The organism is Methanococcoides burtonii DSM 6242 (genome assembly GCF_000013725.1).
Taxonomy (GTDB): Archaea; Halobacteriota; Methanosarcinia; order Methanosarcinales; family Methanosarcinaceae; genus Methanococcoides; species Methanococcoides burtonii.
Genome location: NC_007955.1, coordinates 2,248,754 through 2,265,496 on the forward strand (window position 1 = coordinate 2,248,754; position 16,743 = coordinate 2,265,496).

At 44.5% G+C, this 16,743-nt stretch carries 18 protein-coding genes and 1 tRNA gene; 12 read left to right on the forward strand and 7 right to left on the reverse strand.

From position 1 onward, the window contains the following. Positions 1-15: 15 nt before the first annotated feature. Complete coding sequence (locus MBUR_RS11075) at positions 16-339, reverse strand: DUF134 domain-containing protein (RefSeq protein WP_011500150.1); 324 nt, start codon at positions 337-339, stop codon at positions 16-18. A 200-nt stretch (positions 340-539) separates the two neighbouring features. Between MBUR_RS11075 and MBUR_RS11080 the strand changes: the two genes are divergently transcribed. Genes MBUR_RS11080 through MBUR_RS11090 form a run of 3 tightly spaced genes read left to right on the forward strand, consistent with a single transcriptional unit; the run spans position 540 to position 3,032 of the window. Continuing rightward, positions 540-1,652: an ORC1-type DNA replication protein gene (locus MBUR_RS11080; RefSeq protein ID WP_011500151.1), complete on the forward strand. Its 1,113-nt coding sequence runs from the start codon at positions 540-542 to the stop codon at positions 1,650-1,652. 21 nt (positions 1,653-1,673) lie between these two features. Further along, complete coding sequence (locus MBUR_RS11085; RefSeq protein WP_332244209.1) at positions 1,674-2,246, forward strand: molybdenum-dependent transcriptional regulator; 573 nt, start codon at positions 1,674-1,676, stop codon at positions 2,244-2,246. A 15-nt stretch (positions 2,247-2,261) separates the two neighbouring features. Further along, positions 2,262-3,032, forward strand: coding sequence for an exodeoxyribonuclease III (locus MBUR_RS11090; RefSeq protein WP_269479044.1), 771 nt, complete (start codon positions 2,262-2,264; stop codon positions 3,030-3,032). Between the two features lie 143 nt (positions 3,033-3,175). On the opposite strand, the gene thsA is transcribed toward MBUR_RS11090, so the two are convergent. Continuing rightward, on the reverse strand, positions 3,176-4,804 hold the full coding sequence (gene thsA / locus MBUR_RS11095; protein ID WP_011500154.1) for a thermosome subunit alpha: 1,629 nt from the start codon (positions 4,802-4,804) through the stop codon (positions 3,176-3,178). Positions 4,805-5,109: 305 nt separating this feature from the next. Then, entirely contained in the window at positions 5,110-5,283 is a 174-nt protein-coding gene (locus tag MBUR_RS14205; protein WP_011500155.1) for a DUF5350 domain-containing protein, read from the reverse strand. Between the two features lie 267 nt (positions 5,284-5,550). Between MBUR_RS14205 and MBUR_RS11100 the strand changes: the two genes are divergently transcribed. The 4 genes from MBUR_RS11100 (at position 5,551) to MBUR_RS11115 (ending at position 9,120) form a co-directional block, all read left to right on the forward strand. Beyond that, complete coding sequence (locus MBUR_RS11100) at positions 5,551-6,813, forward strand: DNA double-strand break repair nuclease NurA (RefSeq protein ID WP_011500156.1); 1,263 nt, start codon at positions 5,551-5,553, stop codon at positions 6,811-6,813. Next, positions 6,806-8,623, forward strand: a complete 1,818-nt coding sequence (locus MBUR_RS11105; protein ID WP_011500157.1) for an ATP-binding protein — start codon at positions 6,806-6,808, stop codon at positions 8,621-8,623. Before MBUR_RS11100 ends, MBUR_RS11105 begins: the two co-directional genes overlap by 8 nt. 74 nt (positions 8,624-8,697) lie before the next feature. Beyond that, a tRNA-Lys gene (locus MBUR_RS11110) sits at positions 8,698-8,771 on the forward strand. Positions 8,772-8,949: 178 nt separating this feature from the next. Further along, on the forward strand, positions 8,950-9,120 hold the full coding sequence (locus MBUR_RS11115; protein ID WP_011500158.1) for a ribbon-helix-helix domain-containing protein: 171 nt from the start codon (positions 8,950-8,952) through the stop codon (positions 9,118-9,120). A 50-nt stretch (positions 9,121-9,170) separates the two neighbouring features. On the opposite strand, the gene MBUR_RS11120 is transcribed toward MBUR_RS11115, so the two are convergent. From MBUR_RS11120 to MBUR_RS11130, 3 genes are read right to left on the reverse strand one after another with little or no spacing between them, the layout of a single operon-like run. Then, complete coding sequence (locus MBUR_RS11120) at positions 9,171-9,944, reverse strand: sugar phosphate isomerase/epimerase family protein (RefSeq protein WP_011500159.1); 774 nt, start codon at positions 9,942-9,944, stop codon at positions 9,171-9,173. Between the two features lie 9 nt (positions 9,945-9,953). Further along, positions 9,954-10,394, reverse strand: coding sequence for an RNA-binding domain-containing protein (locus tag MBUR_RS11125; RefSeq protein WP_011500160.1), 441 nt, complete (start codon positions 10,392-10,394; stop codon positions 9,954-9,956). Continuing rightward, positions 10,391-10,930, reverse strand: a complete 540-nt coding sequence (locus tag MBUR_RS11130; protein ID WP_048063395.1) for a dephospho-CoA kinase — start codon at positions 10,928-10,930, stop codon at positions 10,391-10,393. Before MBUR_RS11130 ends, MBUR_RS11125 begins: the two co-directional genes overlap by 4 nt. A gap of 135 nt (positions 10,931-11,065) precedes the next feature. Here MBUR_RS11130 and MBUR_RS11135 point away from each other — a divergent pair, with 135 nt between their 5' ends. From MBUR_RS11135 to porB, 5 genes are all read left to right on the forward strand, one after another. Continuing rightward, positions 11,066-12,022 (forward strand): tRNA dihydrouridine synthase, encoded by a 957-nt coding sequence (locus MBUR_RS11135; RefSeq protein ID WP_011500162.1) that lies wholly within the window; start codon positions 11,066-11,068, stop codon positions 12,020-12,022. A 338-nt stretch (positions 12,023-12,360) separates the two neighbouring features. After that, positions 12,361-12,903 (forward strand): pyruvate ferredoxin oxidoreductase subunit gamma, encoded by a 543-nt coding sequence (locus tag MBUR_RS11140; RefSeq protein ID WP_011500163.1) that lies wholly within the window; start codon positions 12,361-12,363, stop codon positions 12,901-12,903. 3 nt (positions 12,904-12,906) lie between these two features. Further along, on the forward strand, positions 12,907-13,167 hold the full coding sequence (gene porD, locus MBUR_RS11145) for a pyruvate synthase subunit PorD (protein ID WP_011500164.1): 261 nt from the start codon (positions 12,907-12,909) through the stop codon (positions 13,165-13,167). Further along, a complete protein-coding gene (porA, locus tag MBUR_RS11150; protein WP_011500165.1) occupies positions 13,168-14,382 on the forward strand; it encodes a pyruvate synthase subunit PorA in 1,215 nt (404 codons plus the stop codon). Further along, positions 14,379-15,254 carry a pyruvate synthase subunit PorB gene (gene porB / locus MBUR_RS11155; RefSeq protein WP_011500166.1) on the forward strand — a complete coding sequence of 292 codons (876 nt, stop codon included), beginning with the start codon at positions 14,379-14,381 and terminating at the stop codon, positions 15,252-15,254. Before porA ends, porB begins: the two co-directional genes overlap by 4 nt. An 80-nt stretch (positions 15,255-15,334) precedes the next feature. Here the strand turns inward: porB and MBUR_RS11160 are convergent, their stop codons facing one another. Continuing rightward, positions 15,335-16,717 (reverse strand): alanine/glycine:cation symporter family protein, encoded by a 1,383-nt coding sequence (locus tag MBUR_RS11160; RefSeq protein WP_011500167.1) that lies wholly within the window; start codon positions 16,715-16,717, stop codon positions 15,335-15,337. Between the last annotated feature and the right edge of the window lie 26 nt (positions 16,718-16,743).

Sequence of the window (16,743 nt, forward strand, 5' to 3'; positions counted from 1 at the left end):
GTTGTTTCTGTTATGTTACTCTGACTGTTTCTGGTCATTGATGTTGACATAGTTTCCTCCCTTTATCTCAATAGCTTTACCTGTGGTCAATGCCAGTGCTAGCTTTTTCCTTGCATTTTTCAGGTCTTCCCAGAATGCACGCCTTGAGATCCCCATTTTTGTTGCTGCTTCCTGTTGTTGCAAGCCTTCAAGATCTACCAGCCTCAGGGCTTCCAGCTCTTCCAATGCAAGAGAAACTACCTCCAGTTCAGTAAGTGCTACTCCTCTTGGTTTGAAATAGAGTATATCGGGGTTACATTCCACTCTTCTGGGGTTTCTTGGTCTTCCTCTGCATGTCATAACATCTTGTATTCCCATCTTCTAACTTCTATATAATAAATTCCCAAAAGCTTTTTATATTTATTCACATGCGTTTAAAAACATTGATATTTGGTCACTTTTCAGAGTTTGAATGAACGTTTTTATCCCGGAGAGGCAAAAGGCTATTATGTATTTTCACAGTTAATATATTAGAACTTTAATTTTAGGAGATACTGTACATGGGTAAGGATATGCTGATGTGGGATGAGACTTTGTTCAAGGATGGAAATGTGCTTGAACTTGATTATCTTCCCGACCATTTTTCACACCGTGAGTCACAGATGCAGTCACTGATGTACAGTCTGCGTCCAGCTCTTCGTGGTATGCGTCCGATCAATAGTTTGATAAGTGGTCCTCCGGGTACTGGAAAGACCACAACTGTGCTGAAGGTCTTCGAGGAGATGAAAAAGCATTCGGAAGATATTGTTTTCATCAAAGTGAACTGCCAGATGGATTCTACAAAATTTGCTGTCATCACGAGGGTATATCAAGGTCTTTTTAATGTGTCACCTCCGTCTTCTGGTGTTGCTTTCATAAAACTGTTCGAAAAGGTGATGAACTATCTTATAGAGAAGGAAAAGACGCTTGTGCTTTGTCTTGATGATATCAATTATCTCTATCATGAAGGGCATGCGGATGAGGTCATGTATTCCCTTCTAAGAGCACATGAACAATATCCGGGTGCAAAAGTAGGCGTCATTGCAATTGTGAGTGATACGGGAAAGCTCTATCAGTTTGATCCTAAAGTAAATTCCGTTTTTCTTCCTGAGGAGATCGCTTTTCCCCGGTATAATTTCAGTGAACTTCAGGATATTATCGGAGGCAGGATCGATCTTGCATTCTATCCAAATGTAGTGATGGATGATGTGAGGGATGCGATAGTTGAATATGTCGATCTTACAGGGGATCTGCGTGTGGGAATTGATCTTTTGAAGCGTTCCGGTCTGAATGCCGAGAGGCGAGCAAGCAAAACCATCTTGGTCGAAGATGTGGAAAAGGCCTATGAGACCTCCAGATTGCTGCATCTTCGCAGAAGTGTCCAGTCTCTCACACCGGATGAGAAGCTATTGCTCTGTTTGATAGCAGAGAACAAGGATGTGCAAACGGGTGATCTTTATATACTTTTTCACGAAAAGACCGATCTAGGATACACACGTTTTTATGATATGGTCAATAAGCTTAGTGAAGCAAGGTATGTGGATGCTGATTTTTCCGGTAAGGGTATGCGTGGCAGGACTCGTATAATAAAACCAAGATATCAACCGGAAGACATCCTAAAATGCCTTGAGTAAAAGGGGATGTTGTTTCTGGAAATGAGAACTAAGGTCTGGTTGACCGAGGATGGAAAACCCATCATTGGTGCCGGGAAGGTAAAACTCCTAAAAGCTATCGATGAAGAGCGTTCTTTAAGGAAGGCCTGTTCAAAACTTGATATCTCCTACAAACACGCATGGCTGATCCTTAAAAAAATGAACGAGCGCGTTGGTCATGAAGTGGTGACCACTATAAGGGGTGGAAAAGGTCAAGGAACCTTTCTGACCGATTACGGGAAACAGCTCATTAGTGAGTATGAGGACAGCAGGTCCTTTGTTGATATTACTTTCGGGGATGAAACCTCTCTGGAGAACATATCTTTCAAATTGTCTGCACACAACAAGTTGTCCGGAAGGATCGTTGGGATCGACAAAGGGAATATCGTTTCTAAAGTGAAGGTCGAGATAGATCCTGACGTTTTGACCTCTATCATTACTTCCGAGGCTCTGGAAAGACTCGATGTCCAGGAAGGTGATGAGGTATTTGCAACTATCAAGTCCACGGAAGTAGTTCTTTCAAAAGCAGATGGTAAGGCTGGAATGAAAAATGGAAAGCTGGATGAGGGTGAGTGAATTACTTCGATAGATATTCTTTCATGGAATGTGAATGGCCTGAGGTCAATGTTAAAGAAAGGTTTTGTCGAATGGATGGAAGCTACACAACCGGATATTCTCTGTCTTCAGGAGACGAAGGCTACAGAAACACAGCTGCCAAAAGAGCTGAGGCATATTCATGGATATGTACCTTACTTTTTCTCTGCTGAAAGAAAGGGATATAGTGGTGTTGGGATCTATACTAAGGTCCCGCCGGTCGAGGTCAAGTATGGGCTTGGAGTTCCACGGTTCGACAAGGAAGGAAGGACTCTCATTGTAGAGTTCGAGGATTTTGCTTTGTTCAATATCTATTTTCCGAATGGAAAGGCTTCAGATGAACGATTGGAATATAAGATGGATTTCTATAATGCGTTCATGGAAGTTGCCGATTCGATGAAAGATGCCGGTAAGAACGTAATTATTTGTGGTGATGTGAACACTGCTCACAAAGAGATCGATCTCGCACGCCCTAAACAGAACGAGAGGTCATCGGGCTTTCTTCCACAGGAGAGGGAGTGGATCGATACATTCCTGGGTCATGGCTATCTTGATACTTTACGTATGTTCGAACCGGAATCTGGAAATTATACCTGGTGGGACATGAAGACTCGGGCAAGGGATAGGAATGTTGGGTGGAGGATCGATTATTTCTTTGCCAGTGTAAGTCTAAAGGACAGGATAAGGTCTGCTTATATTTTGTCTGATGTGATGGGTTCGGACCACTGTCCAATTGGGATAGAGGTAGAGCTTGGGGATAGTTCCTGAACTGTTTCCAATTTACGTTTTTTATCTGTTTTTTTTTGCTTTATTGGAACTATAAAGCTACAGCTACTTAGTCAGCTTTGTATTAATAAAAAAAGTAGGTCAGGGCGTAAAATACGCCCTGATATGTTATTGTTTTATTGATCTTACATCATTGGAGGCATTCCGCCCATGCCGCCGTCTGGCATTGGTGGTGCTCTGGATGATGCAATGATATCGTCGATCCTGAGGATCATTACTGCTGCTTCTGTGCCGGAGTTGATCGCCTGGGTCTTTACCCTGAGTGGCTCAACAACGCCTGCTTCCCACATGTCAATGACAGTGCCTGTGTAGACGTTAAGACCAGCGGTCTTTATGCCTTTCTCATGGTGTGCACGAAGTTCTACTAGCATGTCTATGGGGTCAAGACCTGCGTTTTCTGCAAGCGTTCTTGGAACTACCTCAAGTGCTTCTGCGAATGCTTTGACTGCAAGCTGCTCTCTTCCGCTAAGGGTTGATGCATACTCGTTGAGTCTGAGCGCAACCTCTACTTCAGGTGCTCCGCCGCCAGCAACAAGCTCTTCATCTTCGATAGCTACAGCGACTACACGGAGTGCATCGTTGAGTGCTCTCTCGATGTTGTCGATAACATGCTCTGTACCGCCGCGAAGGAGAATGGATACTGACTTTGGATTGACACAGCCTGTGATGAAGGTCATGCTGTCGCCGCCGATCTTCTTCTCTTCGACAAGTTCTGCTGCACCAAGGTCTTCTGCTGTCATCTCTTCGATGTTGGTGATGAGCTTAGCACTGGTGGAGCGTACAAGTTTCTCCATGTCGCTCTTCTTGACACGCCTTACTGCAAAGATACCTTCCTTTGCAAGGTAGTGCTGTGCCATATCATCGATACCTTTCTGGCAGAATACAACGTTTGCACCGGTCTTTGTAATACTGGTGACAAGGCTCTTGAGCATTGATTCTTCCTGGTCGAGGAAGGACTGGAGCTGTTCAGGAGACGTGATAGAGATCTCAGCGTCAACCTCTGTTTCCTTGAGCTCGATAGCACTGTTGAGGAGTGCGATCCTTGCGCCTTCTACCTTCTTTGGCATGTTGGTGTGTACCCTTTCTTTATCAAGGATCATACCTTCGATAAGCTCAGAGTCATCGATACGTCCGCCGACCTTCTTCTCGACCTTGACATTCTCGATATCGACAGTGTTTCCATTGTCCCTGTCAACGATGCTTATGATAGCGTCAACAGCGATCTTTGAAAGTATGTCCTTTGTTGCTTCTGCGCCCTTTCCGGTCATTGCTGTGTCGGAAATGCTGATAAGCATGTCCTTGTTGTCGATGGTTACCTTCTTTGCAAGGCTCTTGAGGATCTCTCCTGCCTTTACTGAAGCCATTCTGTAACCAGCTGCGATGATTGTTGGGTGTATGTCCTGCTCGATCATCTCTTCCGCTTTCTTGAGGAGCTCACCGGTAATGACAGCGGCGGTAGTTGTTCCGTCTCCGACTTCATCGTCCTGTGTTTTAGCGACCTCTACGATCATCTTTGCTGCTGGGTGCTCGATATCCATTTCCTTAAGGATAGTTGCGCCATCGTTTGTGATAACTACATCTCCAAGGGAGTCAACAAGCATCTTGTCCATACCTTTTGGACCAAGTGTTGTTCTTACTGCCTCAGCGACTGCTTTTGCAGCCATGATGTTGTTGCTCTGAGCATCTCTGCCTCTTGTTCTCTGGTTACCTTCTCTTAAAATGAAGATAGGTTGTCCTGACATCTGTCCTGCCATGTGTTTTAACCTCCTATATTAAACATAGATCAATATAATTTCCTGGAATTCAGGTCGTTTTTACATGTTTGTAGTTCTATATAAAGCTTACTGAGGTGTGGGCTATTATATTTTTGAGAAGCTTCTTTCATATATCATTATCATAGTGTTCACTAACTGTGGCCTTACTACTGCTACTGCTAATGATGCAAAGCAACTGCTACTGGAAATGCAATAATCGGAATCTTTCCGCTCAAAAAAAGTTTAGTCCCATTAAGGGAGCTATTGTGTAAAGGACTGCAATGCAGCCCTTTAAAATAGTATGATCAATTTACAATAGATTTTGGTGATCTCTTGAGGAACCTTCTCTTAGCACCGCTGCTGCTGAATCTCTGTGCTGGTCCTGGGTGTGCCTTTGCTCCGAAAGCTCTCTGCACTTTGATTATTTTTCCTTTCCTTCCTTTTACCTTAACCCAATTAATGCTGCCTGTTTTACCCATTATCAATCCTCATTATAGTTTTATTATTAATCATATGTTTGAGGCACTCAGTGCCTCATGATGTCTATTATTGTATTAATGGTCACAAACGTACAAATGTGACCGGTAAACTCAATGCTATAGGTTTCCTTTAGATGTAATGTTTATAGTTAAACTTTACGGGACTTTTGTATTGTGTTCTGACATCAATTAGTGTCATATTGCCATATATTAGTATTCTATAACAGAATAAACAAATATATCTATGTTCCTGTACATCTACATTCCATGACCCTTGAACCGGTTCACATAAAGATCATGTCGGAAATGGCAGATCGCATAGGGATGTCCGCAGAGGATGATAGCACTGATGAGTTCCCCGATCTTCTAAATATACTCAATGAACTGGAACACGATGGGAAGCTTATCCTTAGATCCCTTGGGAAAACGTTTCGTTCAAAAGTGAACATCGACAACATGTCCCTTACAAATGACCCTTTCGATATAACATATTCCTGTGATAGTGGTAGCACTAACCCCATGGCATTTAGAAGCGGGCTTTATGTGGACATCTGCCATGGTGGAATTGCATCGACACCTTCTGACCTAGAATTGCATTCCAAACGGACCATCGTAGCGGCAACATATTCACCAAGCCCTCTGGTGACCATAGACACGACTTCCGGATGGGATACTTTTGATGAGGGGCAGGGACGTTCAAAGATAGTTCGCATAGGAGCAGACCTGCTCAAAACAAGGGTCGATCGTATGGTGCATAACGTTGCACTATATCTTTGTGAGTCAGAGCACATTCTCTGGATGATGGAGAGTTTTGACAGCAAAGGCTTCTTCATAATGGATGGTCCGATATACCCTAAACAGTTAATGTACTGGATGGTGGTGGAATCGAAAGAAGTAAGGATAAAAGAGGACCCTGTCGCAAAGAATATCCTCCAGAACTACATTGATATCATGGACTATCAAATGAAAAAAGGCATGCCTCTCATCGGGTTTGTAAAAAATCCCGAAGACATGCAGATCATGATAACCCTACGGGATAAAAAAGGAATGAAACACCTTCCCTGGCTAAGGGATTCTCAGTTCTTTAAGAATGTTCTGTCTCTCGGAAATGGGGATAATGGTCGAAATGGTCGTTGGATAACCTATACCAACTGGTTCCTGCAACCTAACCAATTCTATGAAGGTATGATAAACAGCACATCTCCGATGTTAGACATTGATCTCCGGCATGATCTTGATCCGGAGGATTACGCTATAACTTTTTTTATGCTATATGTTCCAATGCTTGATGTCCTTTTCAAAGTAGAGGCTCCCTACGGTTTCACGAAAGATGAATCGGTACGTGACCTCATAACCCGTAAAGTTCTTTTTGATATTTCTGTCAATGGCATTCCTCTAACTCTCTCAAAGGTTGATTCCCTTGCGAAGATCGGACGGTCGGAAAAGGAGTTGATAAAAGGTATGTTCAAAGGGCAACGGTTCGACAATACTTATAATATAGAGAGATGGGGTGACCTAACAGATGAATGATAATTCAGACCTGCTGGCCTATGCGAAGAACAATAGCATTGGGTCGGATGCAAAGGATGCACCGGAACAGACCGGTAATTTCGACTTCGAGGAATATAGTGTTGAAGTGACGCATGATGCAAGTGATGTAGATGCTGCTTTTGGTATCGTGACCACCGGGTTCGAACCTCTGGAGGTCACCGAATCAGGTTCAAAGATCGCTGGCTACATCACCACTTCCCACAGGAATGTGGTGCGTCTGGGGACATATGTGATCGTTCCCTATGGCGATGAGAATCTTTTTGCAAGGATATGGAAGCTTCAATATCAGCAGCAGTTCGAAGTCGATGACGCTACCGAGATACATTCACGCCGTATGCTCAAAAGCAATACGACGGCAGAACTGGACTACAAGTTCCTTGCATACCTTGAACCCATCTGCATACTATACGAACAGTCTCCGGGAAATGATGATTCATTGACGCGCCGCATGGCAGACCGTATCCCGCGTCCGAACACACCCATTTTGCCTGTGACGGAAAAACTGAAGATACAGACCGGTCTGAACATTCCAAGGGAAGGTATATTCCTCGGGCACTTGAGTGTCGGTGGTGAGGTCGTGCGAACCCTCGCTTCCCCTCCTACAGTGCCTTACTATCTTAGGAACGACTACTCAATGGGTGATCCATTGATATTCAGGCATATGCTGGTTTGTGGCAGTACAGGTACCGGAAAGACATTCCTTACAAAGAACATCCTGCGCCAGTTCATGAGCCCGGATAACCGATATAATGTCCGCGATACCGGTGACGGCAGCAAGAAGAAGCTGCGTCCATGTGTCGTTATAATGGACCCGCAGGATGAATATTCGCAGTTCCTTGAGGACAATCCGGAAATAAGCTCTTCGGATGAGCACAACATGCACTCGGAGGATGTGGAGTTTGGTGGCGTTCCTTCCACAAAGACCTTCGTAGCGAAGGTGGATGGTCATTCATACAATGGCAGGTCCCGTGCACAGCAAGTGGAATTCACCATTCCTTTCGAGATGGTGAGGAACAATTCCTGGCTCATAGCTGCTGCCGGACTCACGGAGCTACAGGGCATCGGACTGGAACTGTTGCTTGAGGATTTCTTTAAAAGACCGCGAGCTCATACCTATGGTGGTTTTATCGACCACATCAGTGATGAGGGTGTCAGAGGCACTTATATCGATAGTGGAAAGGTTCATGAAGCCTCCTATGATGGTCTTGTCAGGAAGGTGAATAACAATTCGTTCAAAAGGGTGTTCGACCAGCCGGCAACCCCTATAACCGAAATGCTTGCCGATATCTTCAAAGAAGGGCAGGTATGTGTCTTCCCAACTGAATATATCTCCAGCACGAGAATACGTGATCTCATCACTCTGACACTTATGACCGTAGCTGTGGATAACAAATTGAATACCTCCGGTGAGACGGTCGTAAAGGAAACTCCTCTTATATTGGTGCTGGATGAGGCTCATCGTTACCTTGCAAGAGGTTCGGGGGAACACTCAAAGCGCATCATTTCCAAGTTCGCAGATGCTGCTCGTCAGGGACGTAAAGAGGGACTGGGGCTGTTCCTTATCACACAGGATCCTCAGGATATCGATGATACGGTTTTCAAGCAGATCAATTCCAGGGTGATCCTGAACCTTTCAAACGATGCAGCAATAACTGCTATGAAAGTGAAGAAAGAGTATGAGAAACGCATCCCTTATCTTAAAAAAGGCCAAATGATCATTCAGAGCCCGGACAACAGTGATGTTGTGGAGATAATCGGTCTTTCGACGTGTGTTGTGAAACATGTTTGAGGGGATTTTCCTCCTCATTCCCGATATGTATATATACAGGTAATACGTATGGGGGGACTACTCAATCATTGCGTGGGCCGGTAGCTTAGTCAGGCAGAGCGATGGACTCTTAATCCATCGGCCGAGGGTTCAAATCCCTTCCGGCCCGCTTAATTTATGTGGTTTTCTTTTATCTTTGTTCCATGCATTATAGTTTACATCATTTTTCATATCACAATTGCCAATACGTATAGTTTTTACATTTCGTTATGGCATATTATTATAATATATCGTTGTTTATAATAGAACAAAATTCCTTTAAATTCTTTTGAACTAAGGTGAGAACAATGCCAAAAGTAAGTGTCGACATTCCCCAGGAGCTGCTTGCTGATCTTAACAAGCACGTTGGTGATGATAAAAAGTTTGTGAACCAGTCCGATGCCATCCGTACAGCTATAAGGAAGATGCTGGATATGATGGATGATATAGACAGGCGTCACGGCAGAATGGATGATTGAGATATTGATAAGGGTCGTTTTTGGGTTTCAAGGTATTGATCAAGGCAGTTTCAGAGCTGTTTGAGAAACTCAACACTCTTTCTTGCTTCCTCTAGATCGCTCAGTTCGGTCACCATTCTTCCTTCATAGTTTTCCAATCCCTTTTTCACATGTTCCCAGTTGACGGTTCCACTTCCTGTGGGCAGATGTTCGTCCCTTTTTCCCATGTTATCATGGATATGCACATGAATTATCTCCTTGTTGCATTTTTTAAGGAATCCTTCTACCATTGCAGAGGTGTTGGCATGACCTACGTCCAGTGTCATTCCTACATTGTCTCTATCGACATCTGAAAGCATCCTGAGCATTTCATCGGGTTCCCTGCCAAATATCATGGGAAAGTTCGGCATGTTCTCAACAGCTATCGACATCCCATATTCATCAGCAGTGTCGCAGAGTTCCTGTATGGAGCTTATGTTCATGTCCCACGCTTTCTCAGGTATCTTTCCGCCATAGGGGGACAGATATCCCGGGTGAACTACTGCAAGTTCAACAATGTCTGATGCCACTGAAAGGTAGTGCTTCATCTGCCTGAGCACTTCTCCCTGTATGCCGGGATTAAGCCCTGCGAGGTTCATGTCAGAGAATGGCAGATGCATCGTGAGGTAGAGGTTGGTGGTCTCGAGGACTTCCTCTATCCTATGCAGGTTCTCACGGTTGATGCACTGGCTTCCTTCCTGAACGATCTCCCATCCGGTATATCCGATTTCCTCGAGCTCATAGACCCACTCGAAAGGGTCGCTAAGGACGGAATTAGAGGAAAAGCTCAGATTCTCGATGTTCATGTTAGTACCTTATAGCTCCGGCATGTCTGGCTCAAAGAGGGGAACTCCGTCCTCGGTCGGTGGTGTCAGCCACTCCATGAGAATATCCATTGCTTCTTCATTATCTGCATTTATCTCGATCTGGATGGAACCGAGGGGTTCTTCCTTTGCCGGAAAGTTCAGTCTTCCAATTGTAGCAACTTGCTTGTTGATCATAAAAAAGGTTTTTTCAGGCTCTCCCCATCGATTCTTCTGTATCTGGGTCCGAGCGGTGTCTATGATCCGCTCCTTTCTAAAAAGATCGTGGATATTCTTCAGTGAATTGATATCCCCTTCTCCTTCAAGGAAATTGCCATATTTTCTCTCATGCATCTCGAGCTCTATTTCCGGGAACATGTTCCCGGTAGCGCTGGCAACTTTTCCCTCATTTTCTGTAGGATTGACAATAACACTGACCCTGACGTTGATCATGCTTGCTCCAGTATCATATTTATATTTGCTTTGAAATTTTCGATAGTACTGATGTTATCAACGGTGATATTGGACACTTTGATAGCTTCTGCCAATCCCCACCCAAGTTCGCGCTCATCCCTTTTCTTCAGAGCTTCAATGTCGGTCATATCATCGCTTCTTCCACGACTGGCAACCCTTTCAAAACGCAATTCCAGGGGTGCATCGATAAAAACAAGGGTAAAGTTTTCTCCGAATTGTTCCTTGAAGAAATTCACTTCTGCAATACCTCTTACTCCGTCGACTACAACAAGTTCTTTGTTCAGGCTCTCTATCATTGGAACGCAGCGTTTGGCAACTGCATCCATTCCTTCCTTTGCTCTAAGGTCGTTCGCAACACCGCCTGTATTACTATCGGTCGGCTCAAGTCCTCTCTTTTTCACTTCTTCGCGTATGACATTGCCCATGTTAACAACATCGACATTTGAATCGACTATTACTTCGGATGCTACGGATTTTCCTGATGCCGGCATTCCTACAAAAGCTATGATCTTTATTTTAGCACATCCTGCAATGGTTATACCTGTAGTTCTCTTATTATACTACATTTGTATGGATTATAGTATATTAGGGTGAATGGAACTGTCAAGTATTTGATTTTATATATTAGTATGTCTTTGTGTGAACTGAATATGAGACTTGGCAGAGTTGATCTTCCCGGAAATCTTTTGCTTGCACCATTGGCTGAGGTGACTAATCTTGCATTCCGTCTCATGTGTAAGAAATATGGTGCATCCCTTTGTTTTACCGAAATGATAAGTTCGGACGCTGTTGTTTATGGAAATGCCAGTTCCGCTATGCGTGGGATCACCTGTGATGAAGAGCGTCCTTTCGGTTTGCAGTTGTTCGGCAATTCTCCGGAAGTGATCACAGAAGCTGCACTTGTTCTCGAAGACATGTTCTATCCAGATATGATCGATATTAATCTTGGATGCCCGGCTCCGGTGATCACTAATGCAGGATGTGGTTCTGCACTGCTTGAATCTCCTGAGCTTGTTAGTGATATATTCTCAACTCTTTGTGAGGGGGTGGATACTCCTGTAACTGCAAAGATACGTGTGCTGGAGAGTCGTGCAGCTACTCTTGATATGGCACATAGGCTCGAGGATGCGGGGGTTTGTGCTATAACCGTTCACGGAAGGACCTGCGAACAGGGTTATAGTGGGACTGCTGACCATAGTTATGCAAAACTGATCAAAGAAGAACTTTCCATTCCAGTGATCGTCAATGGCGATATCAGGGATGGTGTGTCTGCTGAAAAGGTTCTGGAATATACTGGGTGTGATGGATTGATGATAGGCAGGGCTGCAATGGGTGACCCTCACGTGTTCCATCGTATATCCAGATATTTGGATGATGGTGAGGTAATTGGGTGTGGATGTGAGCAGAAAAGGGATGACCTTCTGGAATATCTTGATCTTCTGGAGAAATTCGATCTATCCTCACATATTAATTTGAAAGCACATGTACAGTGGTTCACGAGAGGGTTGAAGGGCAGTCGAAGGATGCGTTCCGATATTGGATATGCGGATTCACGAGACTCTATTGTAGAGTTTGTTAAGAATATGTGTGAAAAAGAATTGGTGTGATATTTTGGTGTATTTTTATATTATTCCCGTGTATATGCGTGTTATTGTCTAACATGGTCTTTACATTGTGTTTTTGAACAAAAATGGATGTTTTTTCTGAGAACTTTGTTCGATCAATTCACCAAAAGACTAAATAAGATTAGGATTGTACACAATTAAACATTGCATTTAGACTGCTATATGTATTTTTGGCAGTCTATGTATGTGGAGGAACAGTCAACTCCACGATGGTAACTTTTTTGCCGATTCCTCTTGGCTATTGACCCGTTGCCATCTGAAAAACACTTTGACTGCTAATATCGTACAATTATACACGCACTGTCATAGGAGAATAATACATGAAAGAAATACGAATACACGGTAGGGGTGGACAGGGCTCCGTTACTGCTGCTGAATTGCTTGCGGTTGCAGCTTTCGCTGATGGAAAGTTCAGCCAGGCTTTTCCAGCATTCGGTGTTGAGCGCCGTGGTGCACCTGTTCAGGCATTCACCAGGATCAATGACGACCCAATCAGGCTAAGGGCACAGGTATACGAGCCGGACTATGTTATCGTTCAGGACCCGACCCTTCTTGAAGTGGTCGATGTAGAGAGCGGTGCAAAAGATGATGGTGTTATTCTTATTAACAGTGACTTTGAGCCGGAACATTTCGATCTTAACACAAATGCAAAGATCATGACCGTCAACGCTACGAAGATCGCTCTTGACATCATCGGCAGACCTATTGTTAACACTGTTCTTTTAGGTGCTTTCGCCGGTGCTTCCGGTCTTATCGATCCGGAATCCATCAAGAATGCTGTTAAGGAGCGTTTCCCGGGTAAAATCGGTGAAAAGAACGCAGAGGCTATCCAGAAAGCTTACGATATGATGACGGAGGCTTAAATTATGACAATTACACCAGGCGGCGTTTGTGAACCAGGATCCACTCTTGTCAACAAAACCGGTGGCTGGAGAACATTCAGACCAGTTTTCGATTATGACAAATGCATCAAATGCAAACTCTGTGAGCTCCTTTGTCCGGACATGTCAGTCGATGCAAGAGATGACGGTTTCTTTGAGTTCAACTACGATTTCTGCAAAGGATGCGGTATTTGTGCGAACGAATGTCCAACGGACGCTATTGAGATGGTTCTGGAGGAGAAATAAATGAAACGTGATTTTGAGAATGACAAGAAGAACATGGTTGTTGTTGAAGGATCGTATGCTGTTGCAGACGCTGTAAAAGCATGCAGACCAAATGTCATTTCAGCATATCCTATTACACCACAGACTCATATTGTAGAGGATCTCTCCCAGTTCATTGCTGACGGCGAGATACCAAACTGTGAGTACATCAATGTGGAATCCGAGTTCTCCGCAATTTCCGCACTTGTCGGTTCTTCCGCAGCAGGTGCAAGGAGTTACTCTGCGACCACATCACAGGGCCTTGAACTTATGCACGAGGTTCTGTTCAACGTCGCAGGTATGCGGTTACCTGTTGTAATGACCGTTGTGAACAGGGCTGTAAGTGCTCCTATCAACATCTGGAACGACCAACAGGATTCCATTTCCCAGAGGGATACCGGATGGATACAGCTTCACGCAGAGGATACTCAGGAAGCAGCTGACATGACCGCACAGGCATTCAAGATAGCTGAAGATCCGGATGTACTGCTTCCTGTATTGGCATGTATGGATGGTTTTATCCTGTCACATGTCTATGAACCTGTGGTCCTTCTTGACGAAGATCTCGTAGCAGAATATCTGCCACCCTTTGAGCCAAAGTTCAAGCTCGACCCGAAGAACCCTAAGACCTTCGGTGCTTTTGCAGATCCTAATTCCTACACTGAGTTCAGATACCTGCAGCAGCAGGCAATGAACAAAGCATTGAAGACAATAGGGGATGCTGCAGATGAGTTCTATGATCTCTTTGGCAGACATTATGGTGGTCTTATCGACACATACGAGACAGAAGATGCTGATATCATTCTCATGGCAATGGGTTCTATCGTTGGTACCATCAAGGATGTTGTTGACAAGCTCAGGGCACAGGGTGTCAAAGTAGGCCTCTTAAAGGTACGGTCCTTCCGTCCGTTCCCTGCAGAAGCTATTAAGAACGCTATCAAAGGTGCTAAAGTAGTTGTTGCGCTTGACAAGAACATTTCTCTTGGTCTTAATGAGGGTGCACTGTTCACCGAGACAAAGGGAAGCTTGTACAACACAAATATCAATATTCCTATAATCGGTTTCATGATAGGTCATGGGGGTCGTGATATCCCAATGAGCACCATGGAGTTCATCGTTGACGAAGCAAAGAAAGTAATCGATTCAGGTATCACTGTCGAAAGCCGGTTCACTGACCTGAAGGAGGAATTGTTATGAAATCACTCTTAGAATCTGGACATAGGGGATGCGCAGGTTGCTGTGACGCAATAGCTGCAAAGTTCACTCTCATGGCAGCAGGTGAGGACTGTATCGTTGTAAGTCCTACCGGATGTCTTGAGGTCATGACCACTCCATATCCTGAATCTTCATGGAATGTCCCATTTATACACTCCCTCTTTGAGAACAATGCAGCAGTCGCTTCAGGCATTGAGGCAGCTCTCAAAGCGAAGGGCGAGTTAGGCAAGACCAAGATCATTGCAATGGGTGGTGATGGTGCAACCCTTGATATCGGTATACGTTCCATATCCGGTGCATTCGAGCGTGGACATGACTTCACATATGTCTGTATCGACAATGAAGCATACATGAACACCGGTGTACAGAGAAGTGGTGCAACACCATTTGCAGCTTCGACCACAACCAGTCCTGCAGGTAAGGTGTCCTTTGGTAACATTCGTCCAAAGAAGAACATGCCAGCCATCATGGTAGCACATGGTTCTCCATACGTTACAACAACATCCATCGGATATCCAAAGGATATGATAAGGAAGGTCAAGAAAGCTGTCGATGTCGAAGGTCCTACCTATGTGCATGCACATTCACCATGTACTACCGGATGGGGATTCGACACCTCCAAGACCATAGAGATCGCAAAGCTGGCAGTCGAAACATGTCTCTGGCCACTCTATGAAATGGAAGATGGTGAGCTCACCAAGGCTAAGAAGATCAAGAACCCTAAACCAGTCGAGGATTATCTTAAGATGCAGCGCCGTTTCAAACACCTTTTCACAAAGGAAGGTGGAGACGAGATGATCAAGAAGATACAGGCACTCGCTGACGCTAATATTGAGAAGTTCGGGTTACAGTAAACCCGTTCCTCTTTTCGTTTTGTTTTCTTATTTTTCCTATCGACATTCAGTTCTATCAATTCTCAATAATATCAGTAGCTTTAGTTCTCTTTTTCTAGACCTTCAAAATATTTCCTTGTTTCATTGACGATCACCTTCCGCAAAGCAAGAAGGGCTATGAGGTTGGGTATCACCATCAATGCGTTCACGATATCTGCCAGTATCCAGATGGTCTCAAGGGTAAGGAAGACCCCACCTCCAACTAGCAATATGTAAACTATCTTGTAAGGAAGTATGCCCTTGACACCAACAAGGAACTCCACACATCTTTCCCCGTAATAGTTCCATCCAAGTATGGTGGTAAATGCAAAGAAGATCAGACCTATGCCTACAATATAGGCTCCAACGTTCTCAAGCCCTGTGGAAAATGCGTATGAGGTCATATAGGCACCTTCATATTCACTTGTCCAGGAGCCTGTCATCACAAGCACTATTCCTGTCATCGTACAGACGATGATGGTGTCAAAGAATGTTCCTGTCATGGAAATAAGCCCCTGTCTTGCAGGTTCTTTCACCTTTGCTGCTGCGGCTGCTATGGGTGCACTTCCAAGACCTGATTCATTGGAGAATACCCCTCTTGCAATCCCCATCTGTACCGCAAGTAACATCGAAGCTCCTAAAAAGCCTCCTGTGGCTGCTGTTTGGGTGAACGCAGATGTTATTATCAGTCTTATGGTGTCAGGGAGCATGTCCAGATTGGTAAAGATGATGAGCAGACAACCAAGAACATAAGTTATTGCCATGAACGGGACAACTACCTGTGCAACTCTTGCAATGCTCTTTATCCCTCCGATGGTGACCAATGCCACAAGAACTGTAACAACAGCAGCTGTGTAGATAGGGGGCACATTGAATGTGATCGCAGCTGAATCCGCGATCGCATTTACCTGTGGGAAAATACCTATCCCAAAGAATGCAACTCCTATCCCACTGAATGCAAAGAAAGCCGCAAGAGGGCGTGCATAGAACTTACCGGCAAGTCCCTTTGTGATGTAGTACATCGGACCACCGGACATCTGTCCGTTCTCATCGATATTTCTGTATTTGACAGCCAGCATGGATTCGGCATATTTGGTGGCCATACCAAAAAAAGCTGCCAGCCACATCCAGAACAATGCTCCCGGACCTCCGATCTTAATAGCTGTGGCAACTCCCACGATGTTCCCTGTGCCGATAGTAGCAGCAAGTGCGGTCATAAGGGCTGCAAAGCTGCTAATGTCTCCGGTGTACTTCCTGTCTGATATGTTCGGCTTGACAACATAACGCAGTGCCAATGGTAACTTGAATATCTGTATGAAGCCAAGGCTCAATGTAAGATATATCCCGGTCCCGACCAGTAGTGAAAGAAGGGGGATGCCCCATACTATCTCGTCAATGCTTTTCAGAATACCAGTTTCGGCAGCAAAAAGGTTCAGTAAATCCATAGTTCTTCTCTATAAGCTCTTAAAGT

Excerpts from the sequence above, each read along its gene's own strand:
- MBUR_RS11125 (WP_011500160.1), bottom strand. The coding sequence starts at position 10,394 with ATGATCAACGTCAGGGTCAGTGTTATTGTCAATCCTACAGAAAATGAG.
- MBUR_RS11120 (WP_011500159.1), bottom strand. The coding sequence starts at position 9,944 with ATGAACATCGAGAATCTGAGCTTTTCCTCTAATTCCGTCCTTAGCGAC.
- MBUR_RS11160 (WP_011500167.1), bottom strand. The coding sequence starts at position 16,717 with ATGGATTTACTGAACCTTTTTGCTGCCGAAACTGGTATTCTGAAAAGC.
- MBUR_RS11085 (WP_332244209.1), top strand. The coding sequence starts at position 1,674 with ATGAGAACTAAGGTCTGGTTGACCGAGGATGGAAAACCCATCATTGGT.
- MBUR_RS11075 (WP_011500150.1), bottom strand. The coding sequence starts at position 339 with ATGACATGCAGAGGAAGACCAAGAAACCCCAGAAGAGTGGAATGTAAC.
- MBUR_RS14205 (WP_011500155.1), bottom strand. The coding sequence starts at position 5,283 with ATGGGTAAAACAGGCAGCATTAATTGGGTTAAGGTAAAAGGAAGGAAA.
- MBUR_RS11080 (WP_011500151.1), top strand. The coding sequence starts at position 540 with ATGGGTAAGGATATGCTGATGTGGGATGAGACTTTGTTCAAGGATGGA.
- thsA (WP_011500154.1), bottom strand. The coding sequence starts at position 4,804 with ATGGCAGGACAGATGTCAGGACAACCTATCTTCATTTTAAGAGAAGGT.
- MBUR_RS11115 (WP_011500158.1), top strand. The coding sequence starts at position 8,950 with ATGCCAAAAGTAAGTGTCGACATTCCCCAGGAGCTGCTTGCTGATCTT.
- porD (WP_011500164.1), top strand. The coding sequence starts at position 12,907 with ATGACAATTACACCAGGCGGCGTTTGTGAACCAGGATCCACTCTTGTC.
- MBUR_RS11100 (WP_011500156.1), top strand. The coding sequence starts at position 5,551 with ATGACCCTTGAACCGGTTCACATAAAGATCATGTCGGAAATGGCAGAT.
- MBUR_RS11140 (WP_011500163.1), top strand. The coding sequence starts at position 12,361 with ATGAAAGAAATACGAATACACGGTAGGGGTGGACAGGGCTCCGTTACT.
- MBUR_RS11105 (WP_011500157.1), top strand. The coding sequence starts at position 6,806 with ATGAATGATAATTCAGACCTGCTGGCCTATGCGAAGAACAATAGCATT.
- porB (WP_011500166.1), top strand. The coding sequence starts at position 14,379 with ATGAAATCACTCTTAGAATCTGGACATAGGGGATGCGCAGGTTGCTGT.
- porA (WP_011500165.1), top strand. The coding sequence starts at position 13,168 with ATGAAACGTGATTTTGAGAATGACAAGAAGAACATGGTTGTTGTTGAA.
- MBUR_RS11135 (WP_011500162.1), top strand. The coding sequence starts at position 11,066 with ATGAGACTTGGCAGAGTTGATCTTCCCGGAAATCTTTTGCTTGCACCA.